The 13,109-nt window shown below is 59.2% G+C and carries 14 protein-coding genes and 3 pseudogenes; 12 read left to right on the top strand and 5 right to left on the bottom strand.

Features of this window, described 5'->3' with window-relative positions; translation table 11 throughout:
* Nucleotides 1–166 precede the first annotated feature (166 nt).
* A complete protein-coding gene (locus tag ACVWYP_RS08470; RefSeq protein ID WP_456684028.1) occupies nt 167–1,189 on the top strand; it encodes a fatty acid desaturase in 1,023 nt (340 codons plus the stop codon).
* Nucleotides 1,190–1,339: 150 nt separating this feature from the next.
* On the opposite strand, the gene ACVWYP_RS08465 is transcribed toward ACVWYP_RS08470, so the two are convergent.
* Together ACVWYP_RS08465 and ACVWYP_RS08460 are read right to left on the bottom strand one after the other, a co-directional pair.
* Entirely contained in the window at nt 1,340–2,500 is a 1,161-nt protein-coding gene (locus ACVWYP_RS08465; RefSeq protein WP_456684027.1) for an AI-2E family transporter, read from the bottom strand.
* Between the two features lie 121 nt (nt 2,501–2,621).
* On the bottom strand, nt 2,622–3,524 hold the full coding sequence (locus ACVWYP_RS08460) for an alpha/beta fold hydrolase (RefSeq protein ID WP_456684026.1): 903 nt from the start codon (nt 3,522–3,524) through the stop codon (nt 2,622–2,624).
* A gap of 376 nt (nt 3,525–3,900) precedes the next feature.
* On the opposite strand from ACVWYP_RS08460, the gene ACVWYP_RS08455 reads away from it, so the two are divergent.
* The 7 genes and pseudogenes from ACVWYP_RS08455 (at nt 3,901) to nhaA (ending at nt 8,352) form a co-directional block, all read left to right on the top strand.
* Nucleotides 3,901–4,080 carry an immunoglobulin domain-containing family protein gene (locus ACVWYP_RS08455; RefSeq protein ID WP_126700689.1) on the top strand — a complete coding sequence of 60 codons (180 nt, stop codon included), beginning with the start codon at nt 3,901–3,903 and terminating at the stop codon, nt 4,078–4,080.
* 536 nt (nt 4,081–4,616) lie between these two features.
* The gene (locus ACVWYP_RS08450; protein ID WP_456684025.1) at nt 4,617–4,880 is read left to right on the top strand and encodes a hypothetical protein; all 264 of its coding nucleotides are present in this window, start codon (nt 4,617–4,619) and stop codon (nt 4,878–4,880) included.
* The gene (locus tag ACVWYP_RS08445) at nt 4,877–5,179 is read left to right on the top strand and encodes a hypothetical protein (RefSeq protein ID WP_126700691.1); all 303 of its coding nucleotides are present in this window, start codon (nt 4,877–4,879) and stop codon (nt 5,177–5,179) included. Before ACVWYP_RS08450 ends, ACVWYP_RS08445 begins: the two co-directional genes overlap by 4 nt.
* A 170-nt stretch (nt 5,180–5,349) precedes the next feature.
* Entirely contained in the window at nt 5,350–5,592 is a 243-nt protein-coding gene (locus tag ACVWYP_RS08440; protein WP_456684024.1) for a hypothetical protein, read from the top strand.
* Between the two features lie 310 nt (nt 5,593–5,902).
* Nucleotides 5,903–6,172, top strand: coding sequence for a DUF1488 family protein (locus tag ACVWYP_RS08435; RefSeq protein ID WP_126700715.1), 270 nt, complete (start codon nt 5,903–5,905; stop codon nt 6,170–6,172).
* A 9-nt stretch (nt 6,173–6,181) separates the two neighbouring features.
* Nucleotides 6,182–6,990, top strand: a pseudogene (locus ACVWYP_RS08430) (transglutaminase-like domain-containing protein).
* A gap of 48 nt (nt 6,991–7,038) precedes the next feature.
* Nucleotides 7,039–8,352, top strand: coding sequence for a Na+/H+ antiporter NhaA (nhaA, locus tag ACVWYP_RS08425; protein WP_456684023.1), 1,314 nt, complete (start codon nt 7,039–7,041; stop codon nt 8,350–8,352).
* Nucleotides 8,353–8,432: 80 nt separating this feature from the next.
* Here the strand turns inward: nhaA and ACVWYP_RS08420 are convergent, their stop codons facing one another.
* The gene (locus ACVWYP_RS08420; protein WP_456684022.1) at nt 8,433–9,296 is read right to left on the bottom strand and encodes a transglutaminase family protein; all 864 of its coding nucleotides are present in this window, start codon (nt 9,294–9,296) and stop codon (nt 8,433–8,435) included.
* 107 nt (nt 9,297–9,403) lie between these two features.
* Here ACVWYP_RS08420 and ACVWYP_RS08415 point away from each other — a divergent pair, with 107 nt between their 5' ends.
* Nucleotides 9,404–9,613: a hypothetical protein gene (locus tag ACVWYP_RS08415; RefSeq protein WP_456684021.1), complete on the top strand. Its 210-nt coding sequence runs from the start codon at nt 9,404–9,406 to the stop codon at nt 9,611–9,613.
* 739 nt (nt 9,614–10,352) lie between these two features.
* Complete coding sequence (locus tag ACVWYP_RS08410; protein WP_456684020.1) at nt 10,353–10,694, top strand: hypothetical protein; 342 nt, start codon at nt 10,353–10,355, stop codon at nt 10,692–10,694.
* Here the strand turns inward: ACVWYP_RS08410 and ACVWYP_RS08405 are convergent.
* A pseudogene (locus tag ACVWYP_RS08405) lies at nt 10,691–10,849 on the bottom strand (IS5/IS1182 family transposase); the annotation flags it as partial. The gene ACVWYP_RS08410 and the pseudogene ACVWYP_RS08405 overlap by 4 nt on opposite strands.
* Before the next feature lie 55 nt (nt 10,850–10,904).
* Nucleotides 10,905–11,124: pseudogene (locus ACVWYP_RS08400) on the bottom strand (transposase); the annotation flags it as partial.
* Nucleotides 11,125–11,324: 200 nt separating this feature from the next.
* On the opposite strand from ACVWYP_RS08400, the gene ACVWYP_RS08395 reads away from it, so the two are divergent.
* Both ACVWYP_RS08395 and ACVWYP_RS08390 read left to right on the top strand, forming a co-directional pair.
* Nucleotides 11,325–11,744, top strand: a complete 420-nt coding sequence (locus ACVWYP_RS08395) for a CopG family transcriptional regulator (protein ID WP_126700697.1) — start codon at nt 11,325–11,327, stop codon at nt 11,742–11,744.
* A gap of 5 nt (nt 11,745–11,749) precedes the next feature.
* Nucleotides 11,750–12,949, top strand: a complete 1,200-nt coding sequence (locus ACVWYP_RS08390; RefSeq protein WP_456684019.1) for an extracellular catalytic domain type 1 short-chain-length polyhydroxyalkanoate depolymerase — start codon at nt 11,750–11,752, stop codon at nt 12,947–12,949.
* Nucleotides 12,950–13,109 lie beyond the last annotated feature (160 nt).

Raw genomic sequence — 13,109 nt, 5'->3', positions numbered from 1 at the left:
CTGTGCCCTGGCTATGTGTTATATTGGTGGATGCCATCGTAGCTCTGGCGTGGCGACGTGTCCTGAATGACACGGACCGCAATAGGCCTCAACCACGCGGTGCGGTAAAGCGCCGGCCCATTCGCGTTTCTCGGCCGGAGAGCGTCATTCAGCGGAAGCCATTAGCATGGATCAACGCGCGACCAATGTCCCCACGTCCGATTCCCGAGCCCTGGCCCGTGCAATGGGCCGCTATCGCGAACTGAATAGCGCGCGCAGCATCTTCGAGACCCTGATCACGGCAGTGCCGTTTTTCCTTCTGTGGGTTTTGATGTGGGCTGCTCTCGATGCCCGCTATTGGATTGGCCTTCTGCTGGCCGTACCGGCTTCAGGCTTCCTCGTACGCCTCTTCATGATCCAGCACGACTGTGGCCACGGATCATTCTTTCGCCATCGTCTCGCAAACGATTGGGTCGGACGCGTTATAGGCGTGCTGACATTGACGCCGTACGATTTCTGGCGGCGCACCCACGCGTTGCATCATGCAAGCTCGGGTAATCTCGATCGGCGTGGAATTGGGGACATCGACACGCTGACCGTCCGTGAATTCAAGGCGCTGTCCAGGGGGCGCCGGCTGCTGTATCGCCTGTACCGTCACCCAATCGTCATGTTCGGCATCGGGCCGGCGTATCTATTCATCTTGCGGCACCGGCTGCCGATGGGACTGATGCGCAGTGGTTGGCAACCCTGGGTAAGCGCGATGGCAACAAATGCTGCAATCGTGGTTTTGATCGCGCCGATGATGTGGCTCGTCGGCGTTGGTCCATTCCTGCTTGTTCAGGTGCCGATCACGCTTCTCGCCGCCTCGATCGGGGTCTGGCTGTTCTATGTCCAGCACCAGTTCGAAGATACATTCTGGGCTCACGAGGAGGGTTGGGATTTTCATGAAGCCGGATTACACGGCAGCTCGCATTATGATTTGCCAATCGTCTTGCGCTGGTTTACCGCCAATATCGGCGTGCATCACGTCCACCATCTATGTAGCCGGATTCCTTATTACCGCTTGCATCAGGTGCTGCGGGATCACCCGCAACTTTCTGCCGTCGGGCGGCTGACGCTCTTCCAGAGCCTTCGCTGTGTGCACAAGGTCCTTTGGGATGAGGATCGACATAAGCTTGTTTCGTTTCGCGAGATGACGTCTGCCTGCTAGCCCTTGTAAACGTTGGGATTGCGCGAGTGAGATGCCTCTTCCCGCTTAATAGCGGAACCGCAACATTGGTTAGCGCAGCCCGCGCCAAAGCGGACGCCAGCCGCTTCGTCTCTCAGCCGCCGGTCCCGCGCGCAAGGATCTGCACCGCCATTAGCCTTCAAGCAGGTGTCCCAAAGGCTTTAGCGGGCGCAGCCGATCGCTGACGATTTTTAGGACGGCCAGCATTGGAACGGCCAGGATCGCGCCTGGCACGCCCCACATCCAGAACCAGAACACCAGCGACAGGATGACCAGCACGGGGTTCAAGGTGAAACGCCGCGCGAGAAGCATAGGCGTCAGCGTCTCGCCTTCGACGAGATGGATACCGAAATAGAGGGCCGGCGGGAGCAGGGCCCACCACAAGCTGTCGAAGCTCAACATTCCGGCCAGGAGGAAAATGATGGTTCCAAACAGCGGTCCCAGAATTGGAACATAGTTGAGCAGGAAGGCGGCGGCTCCCCACAACAGGGGGTCTCCCAGCCCGCAGAGATACATTGCAATCGCCGTCGCGACTCCCACCGCAGCATTCATGGCGGTGATTGTCAGCAGATAGGCGGATATGTCCGCTTCGATCTGCTGAGAGATGTCCACAGCTTGCCGCTTGTCGGCAAAATTCGGCAGCACCTCGACGATACGTCGCAGGAAGATCTCGCCTGCGACCAACAGAAAATAAAGCACCAGAACGGTCGTAAACAAGCCGTCCAGGACGGCACGCGTGCCGGCAAAGAGTGCGCCCGTAAGACCGAGATCCCGGCGAACCGAAACGGTGGAGTCACTTTTTCCCGGAGCGTCTGCGACATGCTCGGCCTGCTGGATGGTCTTTTGCAGCACTTCGATCGGGCGCTTCAGGACGACCATGTGAGCCTCCAGGCGCGGTATGCCTTCCGGCAATTTCTCAGCCCACGTTGTGGCAGGCACGGACAAAGCTGCCACAAAGCCAACAAGCGCTCCGACGACCAACAGGATCGCCAAGAGCGCTCCGACGGCGCGGGGTAGACGGACCCGTTCAAGGAGACGCACGGCGGGTTGCAGAATGAGCTGCAATACGAAAGCGAGCACTACGGGCAATATGATCGAGCTGGCCACGTAGACGGCCGCCAAAACGGCCAAGGCTAACAGACTGCCGAGAAAGAACGTCTGCGGATTGGACGGCAGCGGCATTTCAACATTGTCGGCCGCCGCGGTTGGCAGGGCATTCGGCTCCGGCGGTACCCTAGCGTCCCGCTGTGGCGACGGCGGGGGATGCTCCGGCAACGTCGAAAGCGAAACCACGGTCTTCCCTCCAGTCCCGGTGTGAACTGTCCTGGAACCCGAACCCGCGTCACCCGCCTCAAACCATTCTAACCCGTCAGCGGTAGCGATATCTGACAGCGCTTCTTTGTTTGCCGATGAACTAATGCAAAGTTTCGGCAGCGGCTTCGTTGATGGCCGCCATCAGATCAGCAGTGGCAGACTGTTGGATCATGTGCCCCGCGCCGGCGATGCGGTGCAATCTGCTCTGCTTGACTTCGTCGTGCAGCCTGACCGACTGCTCATTGATGTCGATCAGACGGTCGTTCTCACCGGCAAGTATGATCGTAGGCATCTCAAGTTCGCCGTAAGTCTTCGAGGATGCAAATGCGGCGGGAATCATCAACGCCGCCTCCGCGGCGCTAGCGCGTATCTGGGATGGCCGGACGGCCATTTCTTTTGGAAAACCGCTGAATTTCGCGGGAACTGATCGCGGGCCGAACACCTTGCGCAACATGACGGGCCACATCAAACGACTGAGAATCGGCGAGATGGTGTAGCTGATGATATCCCCGAGCCCGGGTATCGCAGGTAGCGATGAGGCCGTTACGTCAGCGCGGGCAGTTGGGAAATAATATCCCGAGGCGAGCACCAGCGCTTCGACGAAAGACGGGTGCCTTATTGCCAGCGCTACGGCAACGGAGGCCCCCCAAGAATGCCCGAGCACAATCGCTTGCTGAACATTCAGTCGATCAAGCGCCTTCTTGAACAGATCTGCCTGCGCTTCCGGGGTCCAAACGACATTCCGGGGCCGCAAGCTATGTCCGAATCCCGGACGATCGAACACGATGACCCTGTAATTTTCGGCCGCCAGATCGATCAAACCGCTCGACTCGAAATCCTGGATCATGCTGCCATTGCCGTGAAACAGAACCAGCGGCAGGCCATTTCCGCGTTCCACGTAGTGCAGATGAACCCCATCGACGTCGATGAAATGCCCCCGTGGCGGGTTATCGCGTTGCGCTTTCCTGGCAAAATGCCGGTTGGCGAGCGCTGTCCCTGCCATAAGGGTCGCTGCCCCAGCAAGGGCGGTCGTTATAGGATATCGACTGAAGGCGACCAGACAGTGGGACAGAAATGAGGAAGAATGTTTTTGCGGAAAGGCCATGTGCAATACCTCAGGGGGTCTGCACGATGCCTCAGGAAAATGAGAAATGTTGCAGATGTTCTAGAACCGGGGCAGTCGAGTTTTCGTTCCAATTATCGCGGAAGAAGCTGCATGTGCCGGAAGGGGCTGCCTGCTGTTCCCTTTGTACAAATTAACGCATCATCACCCACGGGCGCTGTCGGATTTCCGCGTATCGGGCCCACCAAACTACCGCGATCTAGAAAGGAACTTATCCATTGCGCCACTGTTGTCGGCATATCCAATGGAGAGTTTCATGCCTGATAACAACAACAAAAATCCGAACGAAAAGCAGCCCGGCGAAAAACCGGAAGGCACGTATCATTTCAATCCGGGCAACCAGTCCGGCAAAAGCAAAGCTGTCCCCAAAGATCGATCTGAACCAAGTAACGACAGGGATGCGATTGAAACGAACGAAAAGCGCCCGCGAGAATAATCGTTCGGTGTCAGAAATAATCGAATTCAGCAAATGTGGATGGAGGTTGGCGCGTCCAGCGTGGACGACCTTAGGCCGAAGCGTAAGACATTGACGCGAGCTGAATACCTTAGCAGCCAGAGACACTTGCGTCGCCTGGACATGAGCGGAGAAGCGACAGATCACGATTTCGACGACGACGACGTCCACCGCTGCAAGTTGATCCCTCTCACCGGGGTGGGTGAGCCTGCTCCTGGCCAGGCCGGAGATCGATACAAAAGCGAGCCGATCTCCTTGTTTAGAACTCAGTCGAGGCCCATATAAATAAGGTTCGTTGATTTGGCCGATATGGCTTTGCGGTGTCAGAGACCCGCCATCCTCTTACGAATGTTCGATAGCGAATGCATGCGCCCTCCGGCGCGGCATGTCGCTCCATTCGATCTCTGGAATGAACTCCGACGCTGACCACGAATGTACTGGCTGCTAGGAGAGCGTTCCGGTCCGAATGGGCACACCGGGCACGCGGTCATTCCGTGGCCCTGCGGAGACCCGCAACCATGGCCAACCGTACGACACAAGCCATCGTCCGCTTTACGAATGCGTTCCTGCTACCAGGCTCTAATAAACCGCAACCGGCCGGGGACTATCGCGTCGACCATGACGAGGAGTCCATTGAAGGCGTCTCCCGACTGGCGTGGCGCCGCGTTGGCTCATTCATCCATTTGCCTGGGATCGGCGTGAAAATATCGACTCATCAGATGGTGCCGATCAATGCAGCGGACCTCGATGCCGCACTCGAAAAGGACAACAAGACATCATGAACGCTCCGAATCTTTCCCGACGTATCACCCGTCCGATGCGCGCCGACGCCCCGACCCATCTTTACGCCGTGGGGCAGGCAGTCCGGCTAAAGGGCGGTTTCGTGCGGCGGTCCCTAGGCGCCAGCATTTATCACATTACCGGTACCTTGCCGTCGCGTGGAGAGCTTCCGCAATATCGTATCCGCAACGACGACGAACGTCACGAACGGGTGGCGACGCAGGACAACCTCGAGCCGGTGAGCACTTCGTCTGGTAGCGAAGGCGACACTCTCATCGAGAGAACGTTCGGTCATGGCTAAGGGACAGAAGCGCGGCAATCGCGAGGCCAAAAAGCCGAAGCAGGAGAAGGCCGCCCCTAAGTCAGCGGACCCGTTCGCCAGCCAAACCAGACTCGCCGCGAATACAAACACCAGGCGCGCCAAAGGCAAAGCGCGGTGGTCGTGACGCTGTGTGGCGTCGGGAATCAGCGATGAAGATCGTGATCGAGTTCTACCGTATCCGCGAAACGGACAACGCGCACGCTGTCATTGGCCAGGAGACTGCACACGCCGCAAATCTCGATGATGCAATCGAGATTGCACAGCGGCTTGCAAAGACTCTCAACATGCCGCAGCAGCCAGACGCCATGTTGATCAGCGATAGCGACGGAAACAAGCTTTATGTTCACAGGTTCCGCGTATTTGAAACACCGGATGAAAGGTCACTACCATGAACGCTCCCGGGACGGAGACCGAACTCGGACGGCATGCCCTCGCGATTGGCGTTTGGGAAAATGAGGGCGGAGCACCGGCGCCCGACACGCTTGACCATCAAGACGATTGGAAGATAGAGGCGGATCGATCCCGGACGCTCCATCCCGTGTTCCCCCGCGTAGATACGCCTCGACTCACGATGACGGCCCTCTGGCGTTGGGCAGTGAGCGATAACCGTTTGTCGCTCGCCGAACGCTACGCTAGCTGCAGAAAGGACCGCAGTGGGCTACCAACGGCCGCCTTGATGCCGGTTATAGCCGTGTGCCGATCATGACACTGGCTTTCCTCAATCCGAGCCGGAGCTTCGATGAGGCGCGCAATGCGGTTGTCTTCTTCGGTCATGACGGCATGTTCGAGATACGGTTTTTTGTCGAGATCGCGGCACTCGCAGGAGGCCAGCCACGGGGCGCGCGAATGTCGGAGGCGCAATATCTTTCGGCGTTCGATGCAATGCGTGCATCCATCCATGATGTTGCACGCAAGGCCTATTCCCACAGCCGCCGCAATTCGAACACCCTGACCGCCACCGATTTCCGGTAGGGCGGTGCGATGCTGATCCGCTACGGCTACGAGATCATCCTGACCTGCACACAACCGACCGCGTTGGTGTGCCTGCTATCGGTCCATGAGGATCGCGCGGACGAGATCAAGGTTCCCGAGACGATCGTCACGACACCGGATGTGCCGGTGTCGACCTATCGCGACTTCTTCGGCAACCGGTGCCGGCGGCTTGTCGCGCCGGCTGGCGACCTCTTGATCTTGGGCGACGCCACGATCGAGGACGATGGCAAGCTGACCCCGTGGTGCCCGAGCCCGGGAACTCCCGTGCCGGATCTGCCGGACGAGTGCCTCGGCTACCTCATGGGCAGCCGCTATTGCGAGACGGATCGTCTCAGCGAGATCGCGTGGGATACATTCGGAAAGATTCCGCCCGGTTGGGGCCGGGTGCAGACCATCTGCGACTTCGTGCAAGCCCACATTCGTTTCGACATATGCAAACTCGCGCGACACGCACGGCGTTCGACGCCTTCCATGAGCGTGTCGGGGTCTGCCGCGACTTCCCGCATCTGGCGATCACCTTCTGCCGCTACCTCAACATCCCTGCACGTTATGTGAATGGCCATCTGGGCGACATTGCTGTGCCGGTCGTCGATCCGACGGACTTCAACGTCTGGATCGAGGTTTTTCTCGACGGTGCGTGGCATACATTCGATCCGCGCAACAACGTTCCAAGAATTGGCCGGATCGTGGTCGCGCGTGGGCGCGACGCCGCCGACGTCCCTCTCATCAATTCATTCGGACCTCATGTCCTGAAATCCTTCCGAGTCTGGACCTACGAGGTGCAGGCATCGCTATAGCCGCAGAACCTGTCGCCACCGCTACCGAGACAAGGAGGGGCATTTAAGATGAACGAGAGTCTCTCCCGACTCCCGAGAGTGCCTGCTGATCGGCTGACCAAGCCATTCATGCGTTTCCTTCGCATCGAGGCCATGGCAGGCGCCGTCCTGTTGCTGAGCACCCTCGTGGCACTCGCTCTCGCCAACTCATCGTTGTCGGCTTCGTTTCTCGCCCTGTGGGATATCCACGCCGGGATCAATCTTGGCGGCCTGGAGATATCGCGATCGCTGAAGCATTGGATCAACGATGGGTTGATGACGCTCTTCTTTTTCGTCATTGCGCTCGAGCTGAAACGTGAACTGGTGCTGGGCGAACTGCGCGATCCCCGAGCGGCCTTATTGCCTGTCGCCGCAGCGATCGGCGGGATGGTCGTGCCAGTCAGCGTATTCCTACTGATCGAAGGCGGTGGCCCTGGAGCAAGCGGCTGGGGCACCGTGATGTCAACCGACACGGCCTTCGTGATCGGCTGCCTGGCGGTTCTCGGTTCGCGCATTCCGGAGAGTTTGCGGCTGTTCCTGCTCTCGCTCGCGATCTTCGATGATGTCGGTGCCATCCTGGTCGTGGCGGTCGGCTATGGCGGCGCCTTGAACTGGCTGGCTCTCGGCGCGGCGGGAGCAGGATTGGTCGCCGTGGCCGCGATCGCACGCTTGGGCGTGCGCAGCATCCCAGTCTATTTCGCTATGGGCGGCGTTATCTGGCTCGCGTTCGATGCTTCCGGCATCCACGCGACCCTGACGGGGGTCATCCTCGGATTGATGACGCCGGCGCGGAGCTGGGTGAGCGACAGGCGTCTCCATGCTATTCTTGATCGGGTCGTTGCCTATCCGCCTGGTGACCATTGGAGCAACGACACAGCCGCTCGCGATGATCTCAACAAGGCGGGCATCGCAACGCGCGAGGCGCTGTCCCCGATCGAGCGCCTTGAGATTGCGCTCCATCCTTGGGTCGCATTTGGCATCTTGCCTCTTTTTGCCTTGGCCAATGCGGGGGTCCCAATGATCGCCGCAAAATTCGACCCTACGCTTACGACTGCAATCTTCGCCGCTTTCGTTGCAGGCAAGCCGGTTGGCGTGATCCTCTTCAGCTTCCTTGCTGTGAAATCGCGCCTCGTCATTCGTCCGAGCGAGTTGTCGTGGGGTCTGCTGGCAGCAGGAGGATTGCTGACCGGCATCGGTTTTACGATGGCGCTGTTCATTGCCGAACTGGCTTTCGATTCGGTCCTTCTGAACTCGGTCAAACTCGGCGTCATGGTCGCCTCGGTCATCTCGGCCGCAGCGGGATTCCTGGCGTTGATCTGGCTAACGTCCTCTCGCAGGGAATAAGGCGCGTCGAATTGCCTTCAGCGTCGGACTTAGGGCGATCGTGACTCTTGCTGTGATCGGCGGAACGTCGCGTGATGCATCTATGAAACGACACGAACCTCGACCGACATGCCAAGGAAGGCATCGCTCATCCCCACGAAGCTGCCGGCTACGGGGGTCACCTGCCGGATGTCTCGCCCCACTGCAACGGGAATGAGATTGACACCGCCGACGCTGCGGTTCGTCGGATCGAAGGTGATCCAGCCCGCGCCCGACAGATAGACTTCCGCCCAGGCATGGGTTGTGCCTGCCCCGTCGGATCCGACGATGTCCTGAGCCGGATTGTGGAGATAGCCCGACACGATCCTCGCTCCGAATCCGAGCGTCCGAACCGCCTCGATGAAGAGGACCGCGAGGTCGCGGCAGGAACCCCATCCGCGCTCCAGAGTCTGCACGGGTGACTGCGTGCCCTCCTCGTCGCGACCCTGGTAGGAGACCCATGCCAGGATGCCGGCATTGATATCCTTGAGAAGTGAAAGCGTATCGGTCGGATTGCTGCGGATAAAGGCTTGAACCCATTCTCGCAATCGTCTCGTCGGATCGGGATGCTGCGGAATTGCCAGAGCCCCAAGGTCCGTCCATTCATCGTCGCTGTATCGAAATGGATAGAAGATCGCAGACGCCGCGACATCGAAAACCGGCCATGCAACGGCATCGAGCTCCAATTCGGCAACGCTATCGATGATCAGCCTCTCCGCCATGCTCTGGAATGTGGCTGTCGCGACCATGTTCCCTGCAACGTCCTGCGCCCAGGTCACGACCGCATGTGGCTCCACACTCAGTTCCATTGACAGCAGACGGAGTTCGCGGCTCTCCCGCGGCCGAAGCATGAGGCGATGCGGGCGCAGGCTAACGAGCTTGCCATAGCGATAGGTTGTCCTATGGCTGATTCTGAACTTGATCATAATTCTCTTCCAACCGGGGTACCGCTCCGTTTTCCTTTGCACGGGCAAGCCTGCAGTCGCTGCCCACAACCGCTCAATGAGCATGTCTGATCGTTCTATGGCCGCCGATGCTTTCGGAGCGGATCGCAACCATATCACGGCATATTGCCCTGCATGGCGATCATCCGGCCTGCGAGATTGACCCCAAGAACGGGCGGCTGGCTTCCCAATTTAACCCCTTCATTGCGACGATCGCAGGGTTGTTCGTCATTGATGAAGGAGATGGCCAGGGGATGAAGAGCTTGAACACGATTGCACTTATCCGTCGCTGCCTTTGAACGGGAGAGTCGGCACCGTAGTTAGACCCAGGCGTCTACTTTGCCCCTCTCGGGCCGCCACCTTGTATGGAACAAACCGTCGATTTTGGAACCGGGCTACGTCTGGTGGGCGCAGGTCGGCATATGAGACCGTGCTGATTTCTACCGGTCGCCAGCCCTATCATGCAGAACAAATCTTCGCTGACTCTGGTGAACCACCATGCGATGACTGCACTTCTGTGGATAGCAAAGCGACGCCGTCATCACCATATGTTCATTACGAGTGGCGCAGAACTCCCTCACATCAGCCACTAGTCGAGGAGGCCCCTATGCGAGGCCAACGCTTCGGAAGCAAGATCAAGCTCCCCTCAACCATAGCAATCAAACATCAACTTCTGACGATGATGTTCGAGGACGAGATCAGGGCGATTCCACCTGGTGGCGCTTTCAATGAAAACAAATCTCCAGCGCTCGCCATGTTGAAACGGCTCAGAGGTTCGCCCCTCGCGCGCGCCCGCTAGCTGAGGGCAGTCATTCCCCTCGCCACCGGCTTTCGTTCTTGGAAACTGCGACGGCGATGCGTCGATGGCGGGAGCGTCAGCTTTCGGGCCGCGCGTTCTTGGAGTGAGCGCTGGCGAGAGCATACGTGGGTGCACTGGTCAATTTTGCACAGATCAAATTACTCGCGGCGCTAATTTAGGCCAGCGAGGCCGGCTCGACCGCTCCGAGGCTCGGCGCGCCTGCTCAATGGAGGAAGCCAGTGAAAGTTGCGTATGCCTTCATGGCAGCGGGTTTGATCATCGTTCCCACAGTGCAGGTCGCGGCCGCAGAGCAAGCGGTACTGGGGCAAGGCAACGTGTCCTGCAGGACATGGAGTTCCGATCGCAACAGTAGTGAAGCCTCTGCCCGCGTCGCTTGGATACTCGGCTTCATTACGGCGTTCCACCAGTACGGGCCACGTCCCGAGCGCGACGTCTCCTCCGGTAGCAGTACCCAGCAAATCACTGAGTTGGTCGACCATCATTGTACCCAGCACCCTACCGACGATGTGTATCGCGCGGTGCTTGCGGTGATCGACGAGTACAAGCGTATCCGGAACTAGGCCGTGGACTCGTTAACGCGCAGCGATAGCGGCATTGACGAAAGTTGAATAAAGGCGAGGTAGTTCGCAGCGAGATAGTCGTAGCGCGTCGCGACTCGACGACGCTGCTTGATCTTGTTGAAGAACCGTTCAACCAGATTGCGCGCAGGGTAGAGAAGCGGACCGAAGCATAGCGCATCGGTGCGCTTCGTTTATTGGTGGGCTACTCGCCCACACGCCGGCTCGCCGCCAGCGAACGAAGCGATTGTAACAAGTGGTGCGCGGACCGAAGTTGACCGGCAGATCACGCCACGGTGCCCCAGATCGCAAGAGACCTAGAAGATGCCATTGAGGACGGGACGGTCGTTCTCCCGCGGCACTCCGCGCGGTTTATTGGCAGCAACGGCCTGATGCCAGTCCGTTCCTCGTCGGTGAGTGCGTAGCGAATGATTTGGCCCCTTCGGTTGGGGCTTGAATCACCGTTCGGCAGGCGGGCTCAACATCCGCGGCCAAGGAACGCTTTGGTCCCGATGCGCCCGAAGCGGACTGGTTATGCTCCCATTGAGTTTTGTCCGTGACCCAAGTGGCCTTGAAAGTCGCCTCCTGACATCCATATACCATCCAACCAGATGGTTATTGGATGGAAGCGCTATGCCCGACAATGTCCGCGAACTCCGGTCGAAGCCCCCCGAGACCGAAAAAATTACGATCAATCTGGGTTATGTCGACTTGGGTCACGTCGATCTTATGGTGCAGGAAGGGTTCTACTCGAACCGGACCGATTTCATTCGGACGGCGATCCGCAACCAACTCGAACGTCACGCCGACGTCGTCAAGCAATCCTACGCCCGGAAAAGTCTGGACCTCGGCCTGCGGGATTACAGCCGCGAGCAACTCGAAGCGGCGCGGCGAGCCGGTGAGATGTTGCACATCAATGTTCTGGGGCTTGCAAGCATCGGCCACGATGTCACGCCCGAACTCGCTCGCGCGACCATTGCCTCGGTCTCGGTGCTGGGAGCATTGCACGCCAGTCCCCTGGTAAAGGCCGCTCTCGCCGACAGGATGAGGTGAAGACGATGCTCAACCAAGACGCAATTCGCGAAGCCACACGCCTCACGCGCGAGGGCCAACTCGCCGAGGCCACGGCGCTCCTTCAGCGCATGCTGCGCGGTGAGAGCACGCCACCGCGCACGAGCGGGCGCACCGCTCTTCTAGAACGCGAGCCGCCAACCATTGACGCGAAGGCCGATCCTTTCGATGGGCCGGATAGTCCGCACCTCGGGCGGGCCACACCCGCCCAGCCGTCCGTGCTTCGCCCGCTGCTCGACCGTGCGCAGATGCGCCCGGGATTCTCTTTGCGGGATGGGGTCAAGCCCGCCCCGCCGTCCATACGCGACATCGTGCCCGATGGCGCAAGGTTCATCGAAGGGACCTATAGTAACGCGGCGGGAAGCCGTGCCTACAGGCTCTTCATCCCCAGCCATTATCAGAAGGGGCAACCACTTCCCTTGGTCGTCATGCTGCACGGCTGCACCCAGTCGCCGGACGATTTCGCGGCCGGCACAAGGATGAATTTCATCGCAGAAGAGCAGACATGCTTCGTGGTCTATCCTGCACAGCGCAGCGACGCCAACCAGGCGAAATGCTGGAACTGGTTTCGCACGGCCGACCAGCAGCGGGACAGCGGCGAGCCTTCGCTGATCGCGGGTATCACGCGCCAGATCATGCGCGACTATTCGGTTGATCCAAAGCGAGTCTACGTTGGTGGACTGTCAGCCGGAGGCGCCGCTGCCGCCATCATGGGAGCAACGTACAACGATCTGTATGCGGCAATTGGTATGCATTCCGGCCTCGCCTGCGGGGCCGCCGTTGATCTCCCCTCCGCGTTTGTCGCCATGCGGCAAGGCGGAAGGTACGATGACATGGTCATTCCCGGTGACCGGCTTCCTGTTCCGACTATTGTTTTTCACGGCGATTGCGACACGACGGTCCATCCCAACAATGTCGATCAAATTCGTAAGCTGGTACTGAGAGCGACGGGCACGCAAAAGAAGGTGCATCGCGGGCAAGTACCGGGGGGGCACGCCTATACCCGCACGATCCATGCCGACGCGGCTGGGCGTGGCATCTTTGAGCACTGGAATATCCACGGAGCTGGACACGCATGGTCGGGAGGCAGCCCTGCAGGGTCCTACACCGATCCGCGTGGGCCAGACGCAACGAGGGAAATGATGCGCTTCTTCCTAGAGCATTCGCTATCACTGCAGCGGGGCTAGATTTCGTCCGATCGTGGCCTTCTCAGAAGTTTGGCGATGTCCGGTTTTGCGCCGCTGTTGGGGGACAAGGACATCAAACGCGCGTCATCCGGCTCCGTCGTTATGAGTACACGACCTAGTGAAGGACGCAGCCGGAGTTTGCGGCACCGGCGCACGTCCG

The sequence above is a fragment of the Bradyrhizobium sp. USDA 3262 genome, from assembly GCF_054060035.1.
Note: the sequence above shows the minus strand (reverse complement) of the source record. Positions and strands in the feature narration are given on the sequence as shown.

What these genes read in the sequence shown, in the direction of transcription:
- ACVWYP_RS08390 (WP_456684019.1), top strand. Translation starts at nt 11,750, where the DNA reads ATGCTCAACCAAGACGCAATTCGCGAAGCCACACGCCTCACGCGCGAG.
- ACVWYP_RS08450 (WP_456684025.1), top strand. Translation starts at nt 4,617, where the DNA reads ATGGCCAACCGTACGACACAAGCCATCGTCCGCTTTACGAATGCGTTC.
- ACVWYP_RS08440 (WP_456684024.1), top strand. Translation starts at nt 5,350, where the DNA reads ATGAAGATCGTGATCGAGTTCTACCGTATCCGCGAAACGGACAACGCG.
- ACVWYP_RS08455 (WP_126700689.1), top strand. Translation starts at nt 3,901, where the DNA reads ATGCCTGATAACAACAACAAAAATCCGAACGAAAAGCAGCCCGGCGAA.
- ACVWYP_RS08470 (WP_456684028.1), top strand. Translation starts at nt 167, where the DNA reads ATGGATCAACGCGCGACCAATGTCCCCACGTCCGATTCCCGAGCCCTG.
- ACVWYP_RS08420 (WP_456684022.1), bottom strand. Translation starts at nt 9,296, where the DNA reads ATGATCAAGTTCAGAATCAGCCATAGGACAACCTATCGCTATGGCAAG.
- nhaA (WP_456684023.1), top strand. Translation starts at nt 7,039, where the DNA reads ATGAACGAGAGTCTCTCCCGACTCCCGAGAGTGCCTGCTGATCGGCTG.
- ACVWYP_RS08395 (WP_126700697.1), top strand. Translation starts at nt 11,325, where the DNA reads ATGCCCGACAATGTCCGCGAACTCCGGTCGAAGCCCCCCGAGACCGAA.
- ACVWYP_RS08460 (WP_456684026.1), bottom strand. Translation starts at nt 3,524, where the DNA reads ATGGCAGGGACAGCGCTCGCCAACCGGCATTTTGCCAGGAAAGCGCAA.
- ACVWYP_RS08415 (WP_456684021.1), top strand. Translation starts at nt 9,404, where the DNA reads ATGCTTTCGGAGCGGATCGCAACCATATCACGGCATATTGCCCTGCAT.
- ACVWYP_RS08445 (WP_126700691.1), top strand. Translation starts at nt 4,877, where the DNA reads ATGAACGCTCCGAATCTTTCCCGACGTATCACCCGTCCGATGCGCGCC.
- ACVWYP_RS08435 (WP_126700715.1), top strand. Translation starts at nt 5,903, where the DNA reads ATGACACTGGCTTTCCTCAATCCGAGCCGGAGCTTCGATGAGGCGCGC.